Source organism: Lachnoclostridium sp. An196, assembly GCF_002160135.1.
GTDB lineage: Bacteria > Bacillota > Clostridia > Lachnospirales > Lachnospiraceae > Hominiventricola > Hominiventricola avistercoris.
Genome location: NZ_NFJZ01000015.1, coordinates 39,975 through 56,574, shown reverse-complemented (window position 1 = coordinate 56,574; position 16,600 = coordinate 39,975). Strand labels below are relative to the sequence as shown.

Here is a 16,600-nt window from a genome sequence, read left to right as displayed (position 1 = left end):
CGAAGTTTGATACGGGCCTGGAACTGTCCCTTCTTCAGGAATATTGCCTGGTATGCCTTGACGTGTTCCGGGAATTCCCTTATGCTAAAGATAAGAACGAACAGACGGCATGGCTGAGTTTCCTGCTGACAGAGACAGTGGAAGAGGCGGAGAAACTGGTAAGCGAATATCCGTGGCTGGAGGAGATCTACCGGGAACTGGCCATGCTGCGTCGGAAGCCGGAGGAGGTATTGGGGATGTTTTCAGACGCGTTGAAGATCATGGATCAGAATACGGTAAAGTATATGATTGACGAACAGCAGAAAAAAATAAATGAGCAACAGCAGGAAATGGACGAGCAGCGGCAAAAAATAAATGAACAACAGCAGGAAATGGACGAGCAACGGCAAAAAATGAATGAGCAGCAGCAGGTAATCGACCGGCAGGCGGCGCGTATCCGGGAACTGGAGGCGCTGGCGGCACAGAAATAATGAAAAAGAATATACCCCGGGCATCGGTAAAGCTGCCCGGGGTATTTGACTCTTAATAGATACAGCGGCCGAATGTAAACGCCTGTTCCAGATAATCAGTCTGGCTGATCTGCGGTTTTCCGTCCGTGTCGCCGCATCCTCCGGCAAGAAGCATTCCTTTGTCGTGGAAGCCGATATAGTTTACCAGCGTAAATTGATAGTAAGAAACAGCCTGTTCAAAGGTCCAGAAGAAATGATCCGCTGAAGTCATAAGCAAAGCGCAGTCGCGCACCGGATATTTCTCGTAGCGCCCAAGCGGGGGATGTTCGTCTTTTTCTGCCATACAGTAAAAACGTTCAATAAATGCCTTGATTTTTGAAGAAATAGTCCAGAAATACAGAGGAGAAGCAAACACGATCAGATCGGCTTCCTTTATTTTGGGGATCAATGAGTTAAAGTCGTCTTTCTGAACGCAGGGCTTTCCGTACCGGCAGGCGTTGCAGCCGGTACAGCCGTTTACGCGCAGTTTGTTCAGGGATATAAGCTCTGTCTGATGTCCGGCTTCTGCGGCGCCTTTTATAAATGCGTCTGCCAATTGCTTTGTATTTCCGTTCGGGCGTCCGCCGCCCAGAACGACCAGAATCTTTTTCATCTCACATTCCTCTTTTCCTGTTATGATTTCCATTGTTTTGTAATATTCTATCTTATCTGTACAACCGCTTTCAAGTGAATTTCTCAAAAGCCTGCATACAGGTCAGGCATAGACTGCCATGAATACCAGGTATTGGACAGAATCCTTTCCGGGTCTTTATAATACGGTTAAAATGGAGGTAGAACCGTGAGAAAAGCCATAGCCATATTGATACTGTCAGGGATAGTTTTTATCGCATCTGCGTGCGGGGCGGCTTCCGGTCAGGCAGATGAGGGGACTGAGTCATTCATAGAAGCGGAATCACCGGAGAAGGAAGAAACGGACGCCGGCGAAATTTCCGCAGTACCTGAGGCATCCGCAGACCGGAATGAGGTTTCGGACAGCCAGAGCGCAGAAGTCCCGGAGCCGGAACCGGAGGCTGAGACTGCGAAACTTGAGAACCTGGACGGTCTGGAAGCAGGGACTGTGCTGGATGCGGCGCAGCTGGACCTGACAGACCCCGCACGTTATTTTACAGGAACCGCCATTGCCGAGGGGGATCCGGTGTATGAGCGGATCAACGGCCGGTCCTATCGTGATAATCCCCATATCGGTCTGGAAGAGCTCCGTTATCTGAAGATGCTGCATTATAATTTCGACGGACAGATACAGGTGGGAGAGATGATCGTCAATGAGAGCATCCAGGAGGACGTGCTGGAGATCTTTCAGGCGCTTTTCCGGGAAGAATATGAGATTAAGTCTATGTATCTGATCGATGATTACTGGACAGGCGACGCGGAGGATTCTGATACCGAGTCGGTGGACGCGAACAATACTTCGGCGTTCTGCTACCGGGAGATCACGGGAGGCGGCAATATGTCCAATCATGCGTACGGGCTGGCCATAGATCTGAATCCGCAGCAGAATCCTTACGTGTCTTACAGGACAGGAGAACCCGTATGGTGGCATGAAAACGCCAACGATTATATAGACCGGGACGCGGGCCTGCCGCATATGATTATGCATGAAGATCTGGCTTATGAATTATTCACGCAGCATGGATTTGAGTGGGGAGGAGACTGGGACAGTCCCAAAGATTATCAGCATTTTGAAAAGAACTGAAGATACAGGCAGGAGGATCATACACAGTGAAGAAGCTATTCAGGACGATGCCGGCGGTTGTGCTGGCGGTATTGTTGACCGGATGCGGCCAGGGGACACAGGAGACAATGAACGCCGGTTATGAAGAGACGGCAAATGCTGAGACAGAGGCGGCCCCGGGAAGCGGAACAGGTACAGCCGGGGAAGAGACGGATGCCGGAACAGAATCTGTTGGCCCGGATGAAACCACGTCTGCGTGGAGGTACCAGGGCTCCGGGACAGTTACAGGCAGCGACGCTCTGACGGAAGGACAGCAGGAGATCCTGCTGGAGTTCATGGACGCGTATTATCAGAGCATGGCGGAGCTGGAAGTACAGGACTGCAGCGGATTATTTATAGAAGACGGGGGACATGAACAGTTTCGCGCCCAGGTGGACGGTACTTCCTGGGCGGCAGTGACGGACAATCAGACGCAGGAGGACGGATGCGTCCAGGTAGAGGTCATGGAATACGCGGACATGAGGTTCGCGCATACGCCGGATACAGACAGTTCCGTCACCGGCGTCTGGCATTCTTTTGTGATGAGAGAAGCGGATGGAAAGTGGTTTCTGACGCATCACGCGGCATATGATTCTGCTTACTTCGGGTTCCTGAGATGGGAAAATTCCAGTACAGGGCGCAGTACGGAAACTGCTTCGGAGGAAGAACTGGAAGCGATAGCCCGGCAGCGGATCCGGGCCGCGGAAGAGCAGATCGCTCTGCGCGGGCAGCAGGCGGCCGGAGAGGCCGTGCCTGAGGCAGAGCATGCCTATGACCGGGAAGCGGCGGTGGCATATGCAAGAGAATGGGCAGGAGAGAGAAACCCCCGGTGGCAGGCGTACGACGGCTCCGGCGGGAACTGTATGAATTTTGTTTCCCAGAGCCTTTATGCTTCCGGTATCCCCATGGATGAGTCCGGAGATGCCCGGTGGTACTGGTACTCCGACGGAAATCGGGCTCCGGCCTGGACGGGAGTGGATTCTTTCCGGGTATATGCCCGGGATAATACGGGATATGGGCTCAGCGCCCAGGTGGGCGCCGCTTACGATACCGGGGAGGAAGGCGATGTGATCCTCATGTCTGCCGATGGAAATTATCATCATGCGGTGATTATCTCCCAGGCAGTGCGCGATGAGGACGGCAGGACGATAGATTATCTGATCTGTTCCAATACCGGCAATTACCGGGATTTCCCTGTCTCCGCATATGTATACGCGGAGCAGGAACTGGTCAGGATCGCCGGCTGGAACGGGTGATTGGAATTGACAGAAAATACAGGCGGAGTTATAGTATAGGTGTGACAAAAACACAGCATGAGTTATAAAAAAGGAGGTGCCACTATGGCAGTCATGGATGGTTGTGAAGCTCAATACCGTACCCCGGTGCCGGAAGAAAGAGTATGCCCTCAGTGCGGCAAAGAAGTAGAGGTATTTACCAACCGCGGAAGGGTTATCGAGGATACCGCGTGCAGCTGCGGTTATGTGTTTAAGGCAGAGGAAGACGTGCCGCTGAAAGTGGAGCGTCCGGAGGAATAAGCCGGTAAAGATTTGATAATGAAAAATCCCTCATGGCACTGTTCCATGGGGGATTTTTAAAGAAAGAAAAGCTCCCGGCCGGACTCGAACCGGCGACCCCTTCATTACGAGTGAAGTGCTCTACCAACTGAGCCACGGAAGCCTGTTGTCTCACAACGAAGGTTATTATACACGATGCGCTTTTGAAAGTAAAGACCTTTTTTAAAAAAATTATGCCGGCATCTTTTCATACAGATTGTACAATTCCAGAACAGAGAGAGTATGTTATTATATTAACGATCTTTAGATCGGACGGAGGATGAATGAATATGTTTTATGATGAATTTATGAGCGTATGTAATGCAGCAAAGGGAAAGGCAGCTCTGATGAAGAATAATCCCTTAGGTTATTTTGTGGCGGCTGTGGTGGCCGGTATTTTTATTGCCTTCGGCGGTTTCGTCACGTTTACGTTGGGAAGCTATTTCTCGGCGGCTGACAATGTGCTTGTCCGTGTGGTTCAGCCGTTTTCGTTCGCCGCGGCGTTAAGCCTTGTGGTGATGGCCGGCGCGGAACTGTTTACCGGCAATAATTTCGTAATGGCGTCTGCTTCTTTATCAAAAACAGTGCCGTGGATTGATACAGTGAAGCTCTGGATCTTCTGCTATGTGGGAAATCTGGCAGGTTCTCTGGCGGCGGCGGCTCTGTTCTGTTTTGCCGGGATCCCTACAGGAAATGTAGGTGCATATTTCGCTACTACGGCGGCGGCCAAGATGGGCGGCACGGCGCCGCAGCTCTTTGTCAAAGCGATCTTCTGCAACATCCTGGTATGTCTTGCGGTGTGGTGCGCGGCAAAGATGAAGTCGGAAGCCGGCAAGCTGATCATGGTATTCTGGTGTATCTACGTGTTCATGGCATGTGGATTTGAGCACAGCATCGCCAATATGACGGTGATGGCAGTGGGACTGATCGCTCCGAACGGAGTGGAGGGGATCTCTCTGGCCGGCTATGTACATAATCTGCTCTGGGTGACGCTGGGCAATATGGTGGGAGGTATCAGCGTAGCGCTGGCGTATTACACGATCTCCCGGAAAAAATAAGGCGACAAGTACTAGTTTTGAGTGTTTAATCCCATATAAAGCAAAAAGGGGCAGCGGTTCTGCCCCTTTTTGCTGCCCGAAAACGGAAAAGAATTGTGCGTTGTGCCTGCTTTGTGATACAATGGACGACAAAAGATTGATTTTGCATATGAGAAAGGAAAGATACCTATGGCACAGTTATGGGGCGGACGTTTTACGAAAGAGACAGATCAGCTGGTGTACCGGTTTAACGCGTCGATCTCTTTCGATCAGAAATTTTACAGACAGGATATAGAGGGCAGCATGGCTCATGTGAAGATGCTGGCGAAGCAGGGAATTCTGACGGAAGAAGAAAGAGACCGGATCCTGAAAGGGCTTCAGGGAATCCTGGAGGACGTGGAATCCGGAAAGCTTAAGATCACCGATGAATATGAGGATATTCACAGTTTCGTGGAGGCGAATCTGATCGGCCGGATCGGCGACGTGGGAAAGAAACTGCATACTGGAAGGAGCCGCAACGACCAGGTGGCTCTGGACATGCGTCTGTATACGAGACAGGAAGTGCGGGAGACTGATGAGCTCCTGAAGAATCTGCTGCAGGTACTGCTGAGGATCATGGAAGAAAATAAAGAAACGATCATGCCGGGATTTACCCACCTGCAGAAAGCGCAGCCGATCACGCTGGCCCATCATATGGGAGCTTATTTTGAAATGTTCAAGAGAGACCGCCTGCGCCTGCATGATATCTATGAGAGGATGAATTACTGTCCTCTGGGAGCCGGCGCGCTGGCCGGGACCACATATCCTCTGGACCGGGAATACACTGCGGAACTGCTGGACTTCTACGGGCCTATGGCGAACAGTATGGACGCGGTGTCCGACCGGGACTATCTGATCGAGTATCTGTCGGCCATGTCCATCGTAATGATGCATCTGAGCCGTTTCTGCGAGGAGATTATCCTCTGGAACAGCAATGAATATCAGTTTGTGGAGATCGACGACGCGTACAGTACGGGAAGTTCTATCATGCCTCAGAAGAAGAATCCGGATATCGCGGAGCTGGTACGCGGAAAGACCGGACGGGTCTACGGAGCGCTGACCGCCCTGCTGACCACGATGAAGGGGATACCGCTGGCTTACAACAAGGATATGCAGGAAGACAAGGAACTGCCCTTTGACGCCATGGATACAACTAAGGGGTGCATCGCCCTGTTCACCGGGATGCTGGATACGATCACCTTCCGCAAAGACCGTATGCGCGACAGCGCAAGGCACGGGTTTACCAATGCCACAGACGCGGCGGATTATCTGGTGAAGCGTGGAGTGCCGTTCCGGGACGCTCACGGGATCGTGGGGCGGCTGGTGCTGTACTGCATCGACCGGAGCAAAGCGCTGGATGATCTGACTCTGGAAGAGTACCGCGCGGTCAGCCCTGTCTTTGAGGAAGATATTTACGATGCCATCTCTCTGGAGACCTGTGTGGACAAGCGGCTCACGGCGGGCGCTCCGGGCAAAGAGGCCATGGAGAAAGAGATCGAGGCGTGCCGGGCATATCTGAAAGAAGACTGTCCGGATCGCTGCCCGCGGAAATAAAGGGCTTGCATTTTCACGAAGAATCCTGTAATATTTCATAGGAAAGACAAATGTGCGCATAGCACGGACAGACAGTAAGAACGGTTGTATGACACGCGCACAGAACAGAGGAGAATGAAAAATGAGTGAAAAGTTGAGAGTCGGTATCCTGGGCGGTACCGGAATGGTGGGACAGAGGTTTATTTCTTTGCTGGAGAATCATCCGTGGTTCGAGGTGACGACCATCGCCGCCAGCGAACGTTCGGCAGGAAAGACTTATGAAGAAGCGGTCGGCGGCCGCTGGAAGATGGATACGCCTATGCCGGAAGCGGTTAAGAAAATCGTGGTTATGAATGTAAATGAAGTGGAAAAAGTAGCTGCGGAGGTTGATTTTGTATTCAGCGCCGTAGATATGAGCAAGGACGAGATCCGCGCTATCGAGGAAGCATATGCGAAAACAGAGACTCCGGTAGTGTCCAACAACAGCGCGCACCGCTGGACTCCGGATGTGCCGATGGTTGTGCCGGAGATCAATCCGGAGCATTTCGACGTGATCGAGTTCCAGAAGAAACGCCTCGGTACCACAAGAGGATTTATTGCTGTAAAACCGAACTGCTCCATCCAGAGTTACGCTCCGGTACTGACGGCATGGAAAGAGTTCGAGCCTTACGAGGTGGTGGCCACCACTTATCAGGCGATCTCCGGCGCGGGCAAGACATTCAAAGACTGGCCGGAGATGGTGGAGAACCTGATCCCCTATATCGCCGGAGAAGAAGAAAAATCCGAGCAGGAGCCGCTGCGCCTGTGGGGACATATTGAAAACGGCGTGATCGTGAAGGCGGAGGAGCCGAAGATCACCTGCCAGTGCGTGCGTGTGTCTGTGCTGAACGGCCACACGGCGGCTGTATTCGTGAAATTCCGCAGGAAACCTACGAAAGAAGAACTCATCGACCGTCTGGTGAATTTCCGCGGATTCCCTCAGGAAGCCGGACTGCCCAGCGCGCCGAAGCAGTTCATCCGTTATATGGAAGAAGATAACCGGCCCCAGGTAAAGGCAGATGTGGATTATGAGAACGGTATGGGCGTTTCGGTGGGACGTCTGCGCGAGGACAGCATTTATGACTGGAAATTTATCGGCCTTTCCCACAATACCGTGCGCGGCGCGGCAGGCGGGGCTGTGCTCTGTGCGGAGACACTGAAGGCGAAAGGCTATATCACGAAAAAATAATAGCTCCCGGGCAGGGAATGACGCGGAGCTCGCTGCCGGTATGGAGATCTGTCGGAGATTTCCATATCGGCTTTTTTACTCCTTGACATCCGGCGCGCGATAGGATAGGATAAGAACAGGGAATCGAACAAAAGTTCGTATTGTGAAATCTGTGAGTATAGAAGGAGATATCTATGGGCAAAGAGGATAAATTAAAGGCGCTGGACGCGGCGCTGAGTCAGATTGAGAAGCAGTATGGAAAGGGTTCCGTGATGAAACTGGGAGATACCGGCCACATGCAGGTGGAGACGGTGCCTACGGGATCTTTGAGTCTGGATATTGCGCTGGGAGCGGGCGGAGTGCCCAAGGGACGAGTAGTGGAGATTTACGGACCGGAGTCCTCCGGTAAGACGACAGTGGCTTTACATATGGTGGCAGAAGTGCAGAAGCGAGGTGGCATAGCGGGATTTATCGACGCCGAGCACGCGCTGGATCCGGTATATGCCAAGAATATCGGCGTAGACATTGACAATCTTTACATTTCTCAGCCGGATAACGGCGAACAGGCACTGGAGATCACGGAGACCATGGTGCGATCCGGCGCCATTGACATCGTAATCGTGGACTCGGTGGCGGCGCTGGTGCCGAAGGCGGAGATAGACGGGGATATGGGTGATTCCCATGTGGGCCTTCAGGCCCGCCTGATGTCCCAGGCACTCCGGAAGCTTACTGCGGTGATCAGCAAGACCAACTGTGTGGTGATCTTTATCAATCAGCTCCGCGAGAAGGTGGGCGTGATGTTCGGCAATCCGGAGACGACTACCGGAGGCCGCGCTCTGAAGTTCTATTCTTCGGTCCGTTTGGATGTCCGCAGGATCGAAGCGCTGAAGCAGGGCGGCGAAGTAGTGGGCAACCGTACCCGCGTCAAAGTGGTGAAGAATAAGATCGCGCCGCCTTTCCGGGAGGCAGAATTTGATATCATGTTCGGCAAAGGGATTTCCAGAGAAGGAGATATTCTGGATCTGGCGGCGGACTGCGGCGTAGTCGTAAAAAGCGGAGCATGGTATGCGTACAACGACGCCAAGATCGGACAGGGCAGGGAGAATGCGAAACAGTACCTGAAGGACAATCCTCAGATCTGCGAGGAAGTGGAAAGGAAAGTAAGAGAACATTATGGATTACCGGTATCGCCGGCAGCGGAAGGCCAGTCAGAGCCAGGACAGCCGGGAGCAGGAGACTCCGGAAAGCCGGCTGAGAAGGGCAAAGCTTAAGGCGCTTCGCCTGCTGGAGAGGTCTGACCGGACAGAAAGCCAGCTTACGGACCGGCTTCTGAGAGCCGGATTTGAGCAGGAAGAAGCAGCTGCGGCTGTGGAATATGTGAAGAGTTTCGGGTATCTGGATGATGAGCGTTTTGTGCGCAATTATCTGGAGAATGGCTGCGGGAAAAAGAGCAGGAGCCTTCTCGCCCAGGAACTCCGGTACCGCGCCGGGGCTTCTGAAGAGCTGATTCAAAAAGTCTGCGGGGAACTGGAACCGGCGGACGAGAAGGAAATGATCCGGGATTTTTTGGAGAAAAAGGGTTATGACCGGGAGAGCTGTGACGAAAAGCAGAAGCGGCGGCTCATGTCCGCGCTTCTCCGCCGGGGCTTCCGGACAGGAGATATTCTCTCTGTAATGGGGGAAGATATACAGGATACGCCTTGAACTGTTGCACAAAAGAGTCTACGTTAGACTTGACATAATTGTAAAAACAGTTTAAAATTTAATCATTGTGTATGTATAATGTACAATGAAAACTTAATAAGGAGGTGCTCCTGTATATGGTTGAGATTATTGTGGCCGTGGCGGTTACACTCGTCCTGACAGCTGCAGTGGTCTGGCCCTGTGCGATCGGCTATCGCAAGAAGGTCGTAGAGGCTAAGATCGGGAATGCAGAAGACAGAGCGAGAGAGATCATAGATGAAGCCTTGAAGACAGCAGAGACGAAGAAGCGCGAAGCGCTGCTGGAAGCAAAAGAAGAGTCTATGAAGACCAAGAACGAGCTGGATAAAGAGACCAAAGAGCGCAGAGCGGAGCTCCAGCGTTATGAACGCCGTGTACTTTCGAAGGAAGAAGCCCTGGATAAGAAGACGGAAGCCATCGAACGGCGGGAAGCGGGATTTGCTGTACGGGAAGAGCAGCTTGCGAAAAAACGTGCAGAAGTAGAAGCGCTGTCTGCGAAGCGGTTACAGGAACTGGAGAGAATCTCAGGCCTTACCTCCGAACAAGCAAAAGAATATCTTTTAAAAACAGTTGAAGACGATGTAAAACATGAAACTGCCAAGCTGGTCAAGGAATTGGAAAGCAGGGCAAAAGAGGAAGCGAACAAGAAGGCAAAGGAATATATTGTGAATGCCATTCAGAAATGTGCGGCCGATCATGTGTCCGAGACCACGATTTCTGTGGTTCAGCTTCCGAACGACGAGATGAAAGGACGCATTATAGGGCGAGAGGGCAGAAATATCCGTACTCTTGAGACCCTGACCGGCGTGGATCTGATTATAGACGATACGCCGGAAGCTGTGATTCTGTCAGCATTCGATCCGATACGCCGTGAAGTGGCACGGATTGCGCTTGAAAAACTCATTGTAGATGGGCGTATTCATCCGGCAAGGATCGAAGAGATGGTGGAAAAAGCCCAAAAAGAAGTTGATACGATGATTCGTGAAGAAGGGGAAGCTGCGACGCTGGAAGTGGGCGTTCACGGTATTCACCCGGAACTTGTGCGTCTGCTTGGACGTATGAAGTTCCGCAGCAGCTACGGACAGAATGCTCTGAAGCATTCTATCGAGGTGGCTCATTTGGCGGGCTTATTAGCGGGGGAGATTGGCGTCGATGTCCGTTTGGCAAAGAGAGCCGGACTTTTACATGATATTGGTAAATCCATTGACCATGAAATGGAAGGTTCCCATATTCAGATTGGCGTGGATTTATGCAAAAAGTATAAGGAATCTCAGATTGTCATCAATGCAGTGGAGGCCCATCATGGTGATGTGGAGCCCACATCTCTGATCGCCTGTATTGTACAGGCTGCGGATACCATATCGGCGGCCAGACCAGGTGCGAGAAGAGAGACGCTGGAGACTTATACAAACAGATTAAAACAACTGGAAGATATTGCGAACTCCTACAAAGGAGTAGAAAAATCTTTTGCTGTTCAGGCAGGCAGAGAGATTCGGGTTATGGTAGTTCCGGATCAGGTAGACGACGCGCAGATGGTATTGCTTGCGCGTGATATTTCCAAACAGATTGAAGCTGAGTTGGAATACCCTGGTCAGATCAAGGTCAATGTGATTCGCGAGAGCAGAGCGACGGAATATGCAAAATAATAACGAATAGAAAAGATAACAAAGGGGATGTCGTGAAAACGGCATCCTTTTTTTATAGGAACAGGAGGTACATACAGGTTGGCAAAGATAGGTTTTATTGGAATGGGTAATATGGGGAGCGCGATCCTGCACGGTCTGCTGAAGGAATTTCCGAAGGAAGATCTGATCTTTACTGCAAAGACCGAGACGACGAAGCGGCGGGTCTATGAGGAGACCGGAGTCATGTATGCGGATTCAAACGCGGAGTGCGCAAACCGCTGCAAATATCTGATCCTGGCAGTGAAACCCCAGTTTTATGAAGAGGTGCTGAAGGCTATCCGGTATATGGTGACACCGGAACATGTGGTGATCTCCCTGGCGCCGGGAAGAACCATCGAACAGCTGAAACTGAGTCTCGGGAACGACAAGCGGATTGCCCGGGCTATGCCCAATACGCCGGCGATGATTGGTGAAGGAATGACCGGTATCAGCTGCATTCAGGAAGAATATACGCCTCAGGAACTGGAGATGCTGAAAAGGATATTTTTATCCTGCGGGAAGGCGGAACTGGTTGACGAAAGACTGATGGACGCGGTTGTGTGCGCCAGCGGCAGTTCTCCGGCCTTTGCCTACATGTTTATTGAGGCTCTGGCAGACAGTGCGGTAAGATGCGGCATGCCCCGGAAACAGGCATATGTATTTGCGGCTCAGGCGGTAAAAGGTGCGGCGGCCATGGTGCTTGAAACGGGAGAACATCCGGGAATCCTGAAAGACAAGGTGTGTTCTCCGGCGGGTACGACGATAGAAGGCGTAGCGGCGCTGGAGGAATACGGTATGAGGAACGCGGTGCTGAAAGCGTCGGAAGCCGTCTATAAAAAATGTACCCGGATCTGATATATCGTCCTATCTCTGCTCATATAATAAGCAGGGAGGAACACTTATGGGAGAATCTGTTTTCAGCAAGTATATGACGCGTCCGGCGGGATATCTGATGTTCTTTTTCTGCGGGATTCTGGCCGGGGTCGCAGTGGTGCAGGTGCAGAACAGCGCGGCGCTGGCAGGGATTTTCAGCGAATATTTCCTGAATCAGTACGCAAATCTGAGGATTGATTCAGGAAAGCTTTTGAGTTATGTGGGAAGGTACCGCTGCGGTCAGTATTTTCTGGCAGTCTGCTGCGGGGTGCTGCCCGTGGCTCCGGCAGTTTTTGCGGGCCTGGTATTTCTGCTGGGAATGGCCTGGGGAACGGCTCTCAGTATTTCTGTCGTCCGTCTGGGCCTGGCGGGAATTCTGATCTGCGCGGCGGGAATTTTCCCGCAGTTTTTCTTTTATCTTCCAGCTTTTGGATGGGTTCTTCTGTGGACCATGTATGGCGGAAGGAACCGGAAAAGATATTTTTGCCTGATAGTGGCCGGATTTTTTTTCCTGTTATTTGGGATCGGGACGGAAGCAGGCGTCAATCCGCTTATTTTGCAGCAGGTTCTCAGAAAAATATCCTGAAATTGTTGAAATTTCAGCCATTCTCGGCTATACTTGTACCGCAGCGCACGCAGAGGGACATTGAAAATGTGCGCGCAGACAGAAAATTTCCGGAACGGGGAATTTTTTTACAGACGAGGGCATGTTATGGACTATGAGATACAGTGTTTTGTAAGTTATCTGGGAGAAGTCAGGAAAGCTTCTCATAATACGGTGCTGTCTTACCACAGTGATCTGACGAAGATGGCGGCATACGCGAAAGGAAAAGGTGTGGAGCGCATCGATGAGGTTACGGCTACGATTCTGAACGCATATGTATTGGATCTGGAGCGGAGCGGCATGGCTCCATCTACGATTTCCAGGTATGTTGCCTCTATGAAGGCTTTTTTTGAATATCTGGTACGCGAACACCGGATACCGGAAGATCCGGCTCTCCGGTTGAAGGCGCCCAGAGTCGAACGTCAGCTTCCGGATATTCTGACGGTCCAGGAGATGGAGAGTCTTCTGGACCAGCCGGTGACAGACGGCCCCAAAGGCAGCCGGGATAAAGCCATGCTGGAGCTTCTGTACGCCACCGGACTTCGGGTCAGCGAGCTGGTTCATTTGAAGACCGGAGACGTGAATCTGCATTTCGGATGGGTGATCTGCAGAGAAAGCGACCGGGAACGCATGATTCCGTTTGGAAAAAAGGCGGGACAGGCATTGCGTCAATATATGGAAAAAGGCCGTGACGCGTTTCTGAAAAAAGAAGACAGTGACTTTCTTTTCCTGAACTGTTCCGGCATGCCTATGAGCCGCCAGGGATTCTGGAAAGTTCTGAAGAGTTATGCGGCTAAGGCCGGCATCGAGAAAGATATTACGCCAAGGATGTTCCGCCATTCCTGCGCGGCCCATATGGCCGCCGGAGGCGCGCAGCTGCAGACCATCCGGGAAATGCTGGGACATTCGGACCTGACTGCGACGCAGATCTATGCCGGATTTCAGCCGGGAATGAGAAAGGAATACAGCAAGGCTCATCCGAGAGGATGACTGACGACATGCAAAGGCGCATGGATCCGGGGGATCTGTGCGCTTTTTTAACGGGAGGAGACCATGGAAGAACACAGGAAACTCATATCGACAAAAGCAGATACGCTGTTCGCGCTCCGAAGTCTGGTCCGTGAATCTGTCATTGAGGAAATGTATATTCTGTATATCAGAGATTACCAGAAGGACAAACAGGCGGTGTGCCGGGAGATTATGGAGCAGTTTAAAGGCCGGCGCATCGTGGTGAGAAGCTCTTCTTCTGCAGAAGATTCCTTTCAGCGGTCCAACGCGGGACATTATAAAAGCATACTGGATGTGAATTCTTCAAGTAAGGAGGAGATTATCCGGGCGGTAGATTCGGTAATTGCTTCTTATGCCAGAGATATCCGGCAGGTGGAGAACGAGCAGGTGCTGATTCAGTGCCAGGCAAAGAATGTGCGGTACGGGGGAGTTGTCTTTACAAGGGATATCCAGAATCACCGGCCTTACTATCTGATTAACTATGATGAGACCGGATCGACGGACAGCGTGACCAGCGGGTCGGCAGGCAGGATGATGAAGGTGATCCGCAACGTGGATGAGAACCTCCTGCACACGCCGTGGAGAGAACTGCTGCGGGCAGTCCGGGAACTGGAGCAGATCATGGACGGACTGGCGCTGGATATTGAATTTGCCATCGATCAGGACAACCGGGTGATCCTTTTCCAGATGCGGCCGTTGGTGGCCAGTTACAAACAGGCGGGTTCTTACGATGATCAGGCCTTTTTCCGACTGCTGCAGGATGCGGGAGCCATGTATGCCCATCACCGCAACGTGGTGACCGATACTCCTATGATGCTGTCGGATATGGCTTTTTGGAATCCGTCCGAGATCATCGGTACCAATCCGCGGCCGCTGGATTATTCCCTGTACCGGGCCATCATCACGCGGCGGGCCTGGAACCAGGGGATCGCGGCTATCGGTTTCAGAAAGCTGGATCAGGACCTTATGCACCAGATAGGAAATAAACCTTATATCTGTCTGGAATATTCTTTCTATTCGCTGATCCCGCAGAAGGTAGACGAGCCGCTGGCGCTGCGGCTGGTGAAATATTATCAGGAGGCGCTGAAGCGTAATCTGACGGCCCATGACAAGATTGAGTTCGAAATCGTATTTTCCACTTATGATTTCGGGACGGAAGAGAGGACCGGGTGTCTGCTGGATTATGGGTTCACGGAAGAAGAACGCCGCTGTCTGACGGAGAGCCTGAAGGAAGTGACCGAGTATGCGATCCTGCATTTTGATGAAATCCTGGAGGAAGACCTGGACGCGCTGAAGAGTCTGGAAGAGATCCGTGAGAATGAAGAAGCCCGGCTGGCGAACCAGGAAATCTCCGTTCATCAGATACTGGCGTCGGTTCAGAATCTCATGACGGCTCTGCAGCTCTATGGAACGCCCCAGTTTGCCCGCCAGGCCAGAATGGCTTTTATGGCCAGAGCATTCTTAAGAAGTCTTACGGAATGCGGACCTGCCTCGGAACCGGGGACGAGCTGGTTTCCCGCTGAGGATGTAGACGCATTTATGCAGTCGATCTCCACGGTGGCTACGGAGTTTGAGAGGGACTTCCGGGATTTCTCCATGGACCGCATGACCCGGGCAGAATTTAACCGGAAATACGGCCATCTGCGTGTGGGAACCTATGATATCCGTACGGAGCGTTATGATCAGATGAATTTTCGTCCGGGACCTTCCAGACACCGTCAGAGAACCGAAGGGCGCCCGGACGCCCTGGAACTGTCCCGGATCCAACAGGCACTGGACGAGCATAGTATTTCGGTCGAGGCAGGACAGCTGATCCATTTTATACGGAGCGCGGTGCGTCAGAGAGAATATTTTAAATTTGAGTTTACAAAATCCCTGAGTCTGATCCTGGAGCTTTTGATACGTACGGGCAATGTGCTGGAGATTGCCCGGCAGGATCTTTCCTGGCTGAAGATCGAAGATTTCAAGATTCCGCAGTATATGATCGCGGAGGAACTGAAGGACAGGCTGGAAACCCTGATCCAGAGAAGGCACGTGAAGTACCAGCAGTTCCGGGAACTTTCGCTTCCTGAAGTGATCGTGGACCGCACCAGCCTGGATGTGGTCGAAGTGTATGAGGCAAGGCCGAATTTTATCACGACGAAAAAGGTAGAAGGCGAAGCGGTCCTGCTGGAAGAGGAGCCGGATGCGGATATTCATGATAAGATCGTAGTAGTGCCTAAGGCGGATCCGGGATACGAGTGGGTGTTCACAAAGGGAATCAAAGGATTTATTACCTGTTATGGGGGCGCGGCTTCCCACATGGCGATCCGCTGCGCGGAATTTGAAATACCTGCCGCCATCGGCTGCGGGGAAAAGATCTATGATTACGTGGCGTCTTTAAGCTATCTGTCCATGGACTGCAAGAGCGGAAAGATCGAAGAAGGTATACAGTACCGGAATCTGAGCGCTTTGATTACCCAGAGGGAAGGGGTAAATCAGTATGGTGATCCGGTGGACATCCTGGAATCCGGATATGTGCGGTTCTACGAACTGCTGGGATTTATCCCGAAAGCCGTGTCAAATTTTACCAAAAATGTGGAGATGCTGTTCAATAAGAAAAGGGACCTGCTGATCGTGGTAGGAGGAGGTTCCCTGCCGCCGGAGATGTATGACCGTCCCCATGAAGATGAGCTGCAGCCTCACCGGGATCGTATGGAGGAACAGGTGATCCATTACTGCGTGGCGCATGGAATCCCGATTATCGCGACCTGCCGGGGAATGCAGTATATCAATGTCATGTTCGGAGGGAAGCTCCGTTATCATCCGGATCTGCCCGTTGAGAGAAAGCGCGGAGTGGACCATCAGGTGTGGCTGATAAAAGAAGAGCGGAATATCTGGGTGAACAATTACCATGACGACTGTATCTTTGAAGCGGATCTTGCCCCTTGTTTTGAACCGCTGGCCCTGGACCGGGAAAATGGGATCGTGGAAGCGTTCGGATCGGACGAGATGAAGATTCTGGCGCTCCAGTGGCATCCGGAGCGGCGGTTTGAGACCGCCAATGCTTACGAGGAGACGCGCAAGATTATGCTGAATTTTATTCAGAAATATGTAAGATAAATGAGGAGCGGGGATCAGGCGCAGTCAGCCTGATCTCC

Annotated in this window: 14 protein-coding genes, 1 tRNA gene and 1 pseudogene; 14 read left to right on the top strand and 2 right to left on the bottom strand. The window is 51.9% G+C overall.

All coding sequences use genetic code 11. The features are described from left to right. Positions 1–470 (top strand): annotated as a pseudogene (locus tag B5F29_RS16490) (PD-(D/E)XK nuclease family transposase); the annotation flags it as partial. A 52-nt stretch (positions 471–522) separates the two neighbouring features. Here B5F29_RS16490 and B5F29_RS14850 read toward each other — a convergent pair. Continuing rightward, positions 523–1,101 carry a flavodoxin family protein gene (locus B5F29_RS14850; protein WP_087155379.1) on the bottom strand — a complete coding sequence of 193 codons (579 nt, stop codon included), beginning with the start codon at positions 1,099–1,101 and terminating at the stop codon, positions 523–525. A 186-nt stretch (positions 1,102–1,287) separates the two neighbouring features. Here B5F29_RS14850 and B5F29_RS14845 point away from each other — a divergent pair, with 186 nt between their 5' ends. The 3 genes from B5F29_RS14845 to B5F29_RS14835 all read left to right on the top strand — a co-directional run bounded on the left by B5F29_RS14845 (position 1,288) and on the right by B5F29_RS14835 (position 3,755). Beyond that, positions 1,288–2,202: a M15 family metallopeptidase gene (locus tag B5F29_RS14845; protein WP_087155378.1), complete on the top strand. Its 915-nt coding sequence runs from the start codon at positions 1,288–1,290 to the stop codon at positions 2,200–2,202. 26 nt (positions 2,203–2,228) lie between these two features. After that, complete coding sequence (locus B5F29_RS14840) at positions 2,229–3,476, top strand: amidase domain-containing protein (RefSeq protein ID WP_143449173.1); 1,248 nt, start codon at positions 2,229–2,231, stop codon at positions 3,474–3,476. Between the two features lie 84 nt (positions 3,477–3,560). Next, entirely contained in the window at positions 3,561–3,755 is a 195-nt protein-coding gene (locus tag B5F29_RS14835; protein ID WP_087155376.1) for a hypothetical protein, read from the top strand. Between the two features lie 69 nt (positions 3,756–3,824). Here the strand turns inward: B5F29_RS14835 and B5F29_RS14830 are convergent. Next, positions 3,825–3,897 (bottom strand) — tRNA-Thr (locus B5F29_RS14830). 160 nt (positions 3,898–4,057) lie between these two features. On the opposite strand from B5F29_RS14830, the gene B5F29_RS14825 reads away from it, so the two are divergent. The 10 genes from B5F29_RS14825 to B5F29_RS14780 all read left to right on the top strand — a co-directional run bounded on the left by B5F29_RS14825 (position 4,058) and on the right by B5F29_RS14780 (position 16,562). Beyond that, entirely contained in the window at positions 4,058–4,831 is a 774-nt protein-coding gene (locus B5F29_RS14825; protein ID WP_330397630.1) for a formate/nitrite transporter family protein, read from the top strand. Between the two features lie 168 nt (positions 4,832–4,999). Further along, positions 5,000–6,403, top strand: coding sequence for an argininosuccinate lyase (argH, locus tag B5F29_RS14820; protein WP_087155375.1), 1,404 nt, complete (start codon positions 5,000–5,002; stop codon positions 6,401–6,403). Positions 6,404–6,524: 121 nt separating this feature from the next. Continuing rightward, complete coding sequence (asd, locus tag B5F29_RS14815; RefSeq protein WP_087155374.1) at positions 6,525–7,610, top strand: aspartate-semialdehyde dehydrogenase; 1,086 nt, start codon at positions 6,525–6,527, stop codon at positions 7,608–7,610. A 173-nt stretch (positions 7,611–7,783) separates the two neighbouring features. Continuing rightward, complete coding sequence (gene recA / locus B5F29_RS14810) at positions 7,784–8,860, top strand: recombinase RecA (protein ID WP_087155373.1); 1,077 nt, start codon at positions 7,784–7,786, stop codon at positions 8,858–8,860. Beyond that, entirely contained in the window at positions 8,763–9,293 is a 531-nt protein-coding gene (locus tag B5F29_RS14805; RefSeq protein WP_087155372.1) for a regulatory protein RecX, read from the top strand. The genes recA and B5F29_RS14805 overlap by 98 nt, the downstream gene beginning before the upstream one ends. 116 nt (positions 9,294–9,409) lie before the next feature. Then, positions 9,410–10,957, top strand: a complete 1,548-nt coding sequence (gene rny / locus B5F29_RS14800; RefSeq protein WP_087155371.1) for a ribonuclease Y — start codon at positions 9,410–9,412, stop codon at positions 10,955–10,957. A gap of 78 nt (positions 10,958–11,035) precedes the next feature. Continuing rightward, entirely contained in the window at positions 11,036–11,830 is a 795-nt protein-coding gene (gene proC / locus B5F29_RS14795) for a pyrroline-5-carboxylate reductase (protein ID WP_087155370.1), read from the top strand. 46 nt (positions 11,831–11,876) lie between these two features. Further along, positions 11,877–12,434: a hypothetical protein gene (locus B5F29_RS14790; protein ID WP_087155369.1), complete on the top strand. Its 558-nt coding sequence runs from the start codon at positions 11,877–11,879 to the stop codon at positions 12,432–12,434. Positions 12,435–12,560: 126 nt separating this feature from the next. Then, on the top strand, positions 12,561–13,442 hold the full coding sequence (locus B5F29_RS14785; RefSeq protein WP_087155387.1) for a tyrosine recombinase: 882 nt from the start codon (positions 12,561–12,563) through the stop codon (positions 13,440–13,442). Positions 13,443–13,505: 63 nt separating this feature from the next. Continuing rightward, entirely contained in the window at positions 13,506–16,562 is a 3,057-nt protein-coding gene (locus tag B5F29_RS14780; RefSeq protein ID WP_087155368.1) for a gamma-glutamyl-gamma-aminobutyrate hydrolase family protein, read from the top strand. Positions 16,563–16,600: the final 38 nt, after the last annotated feature.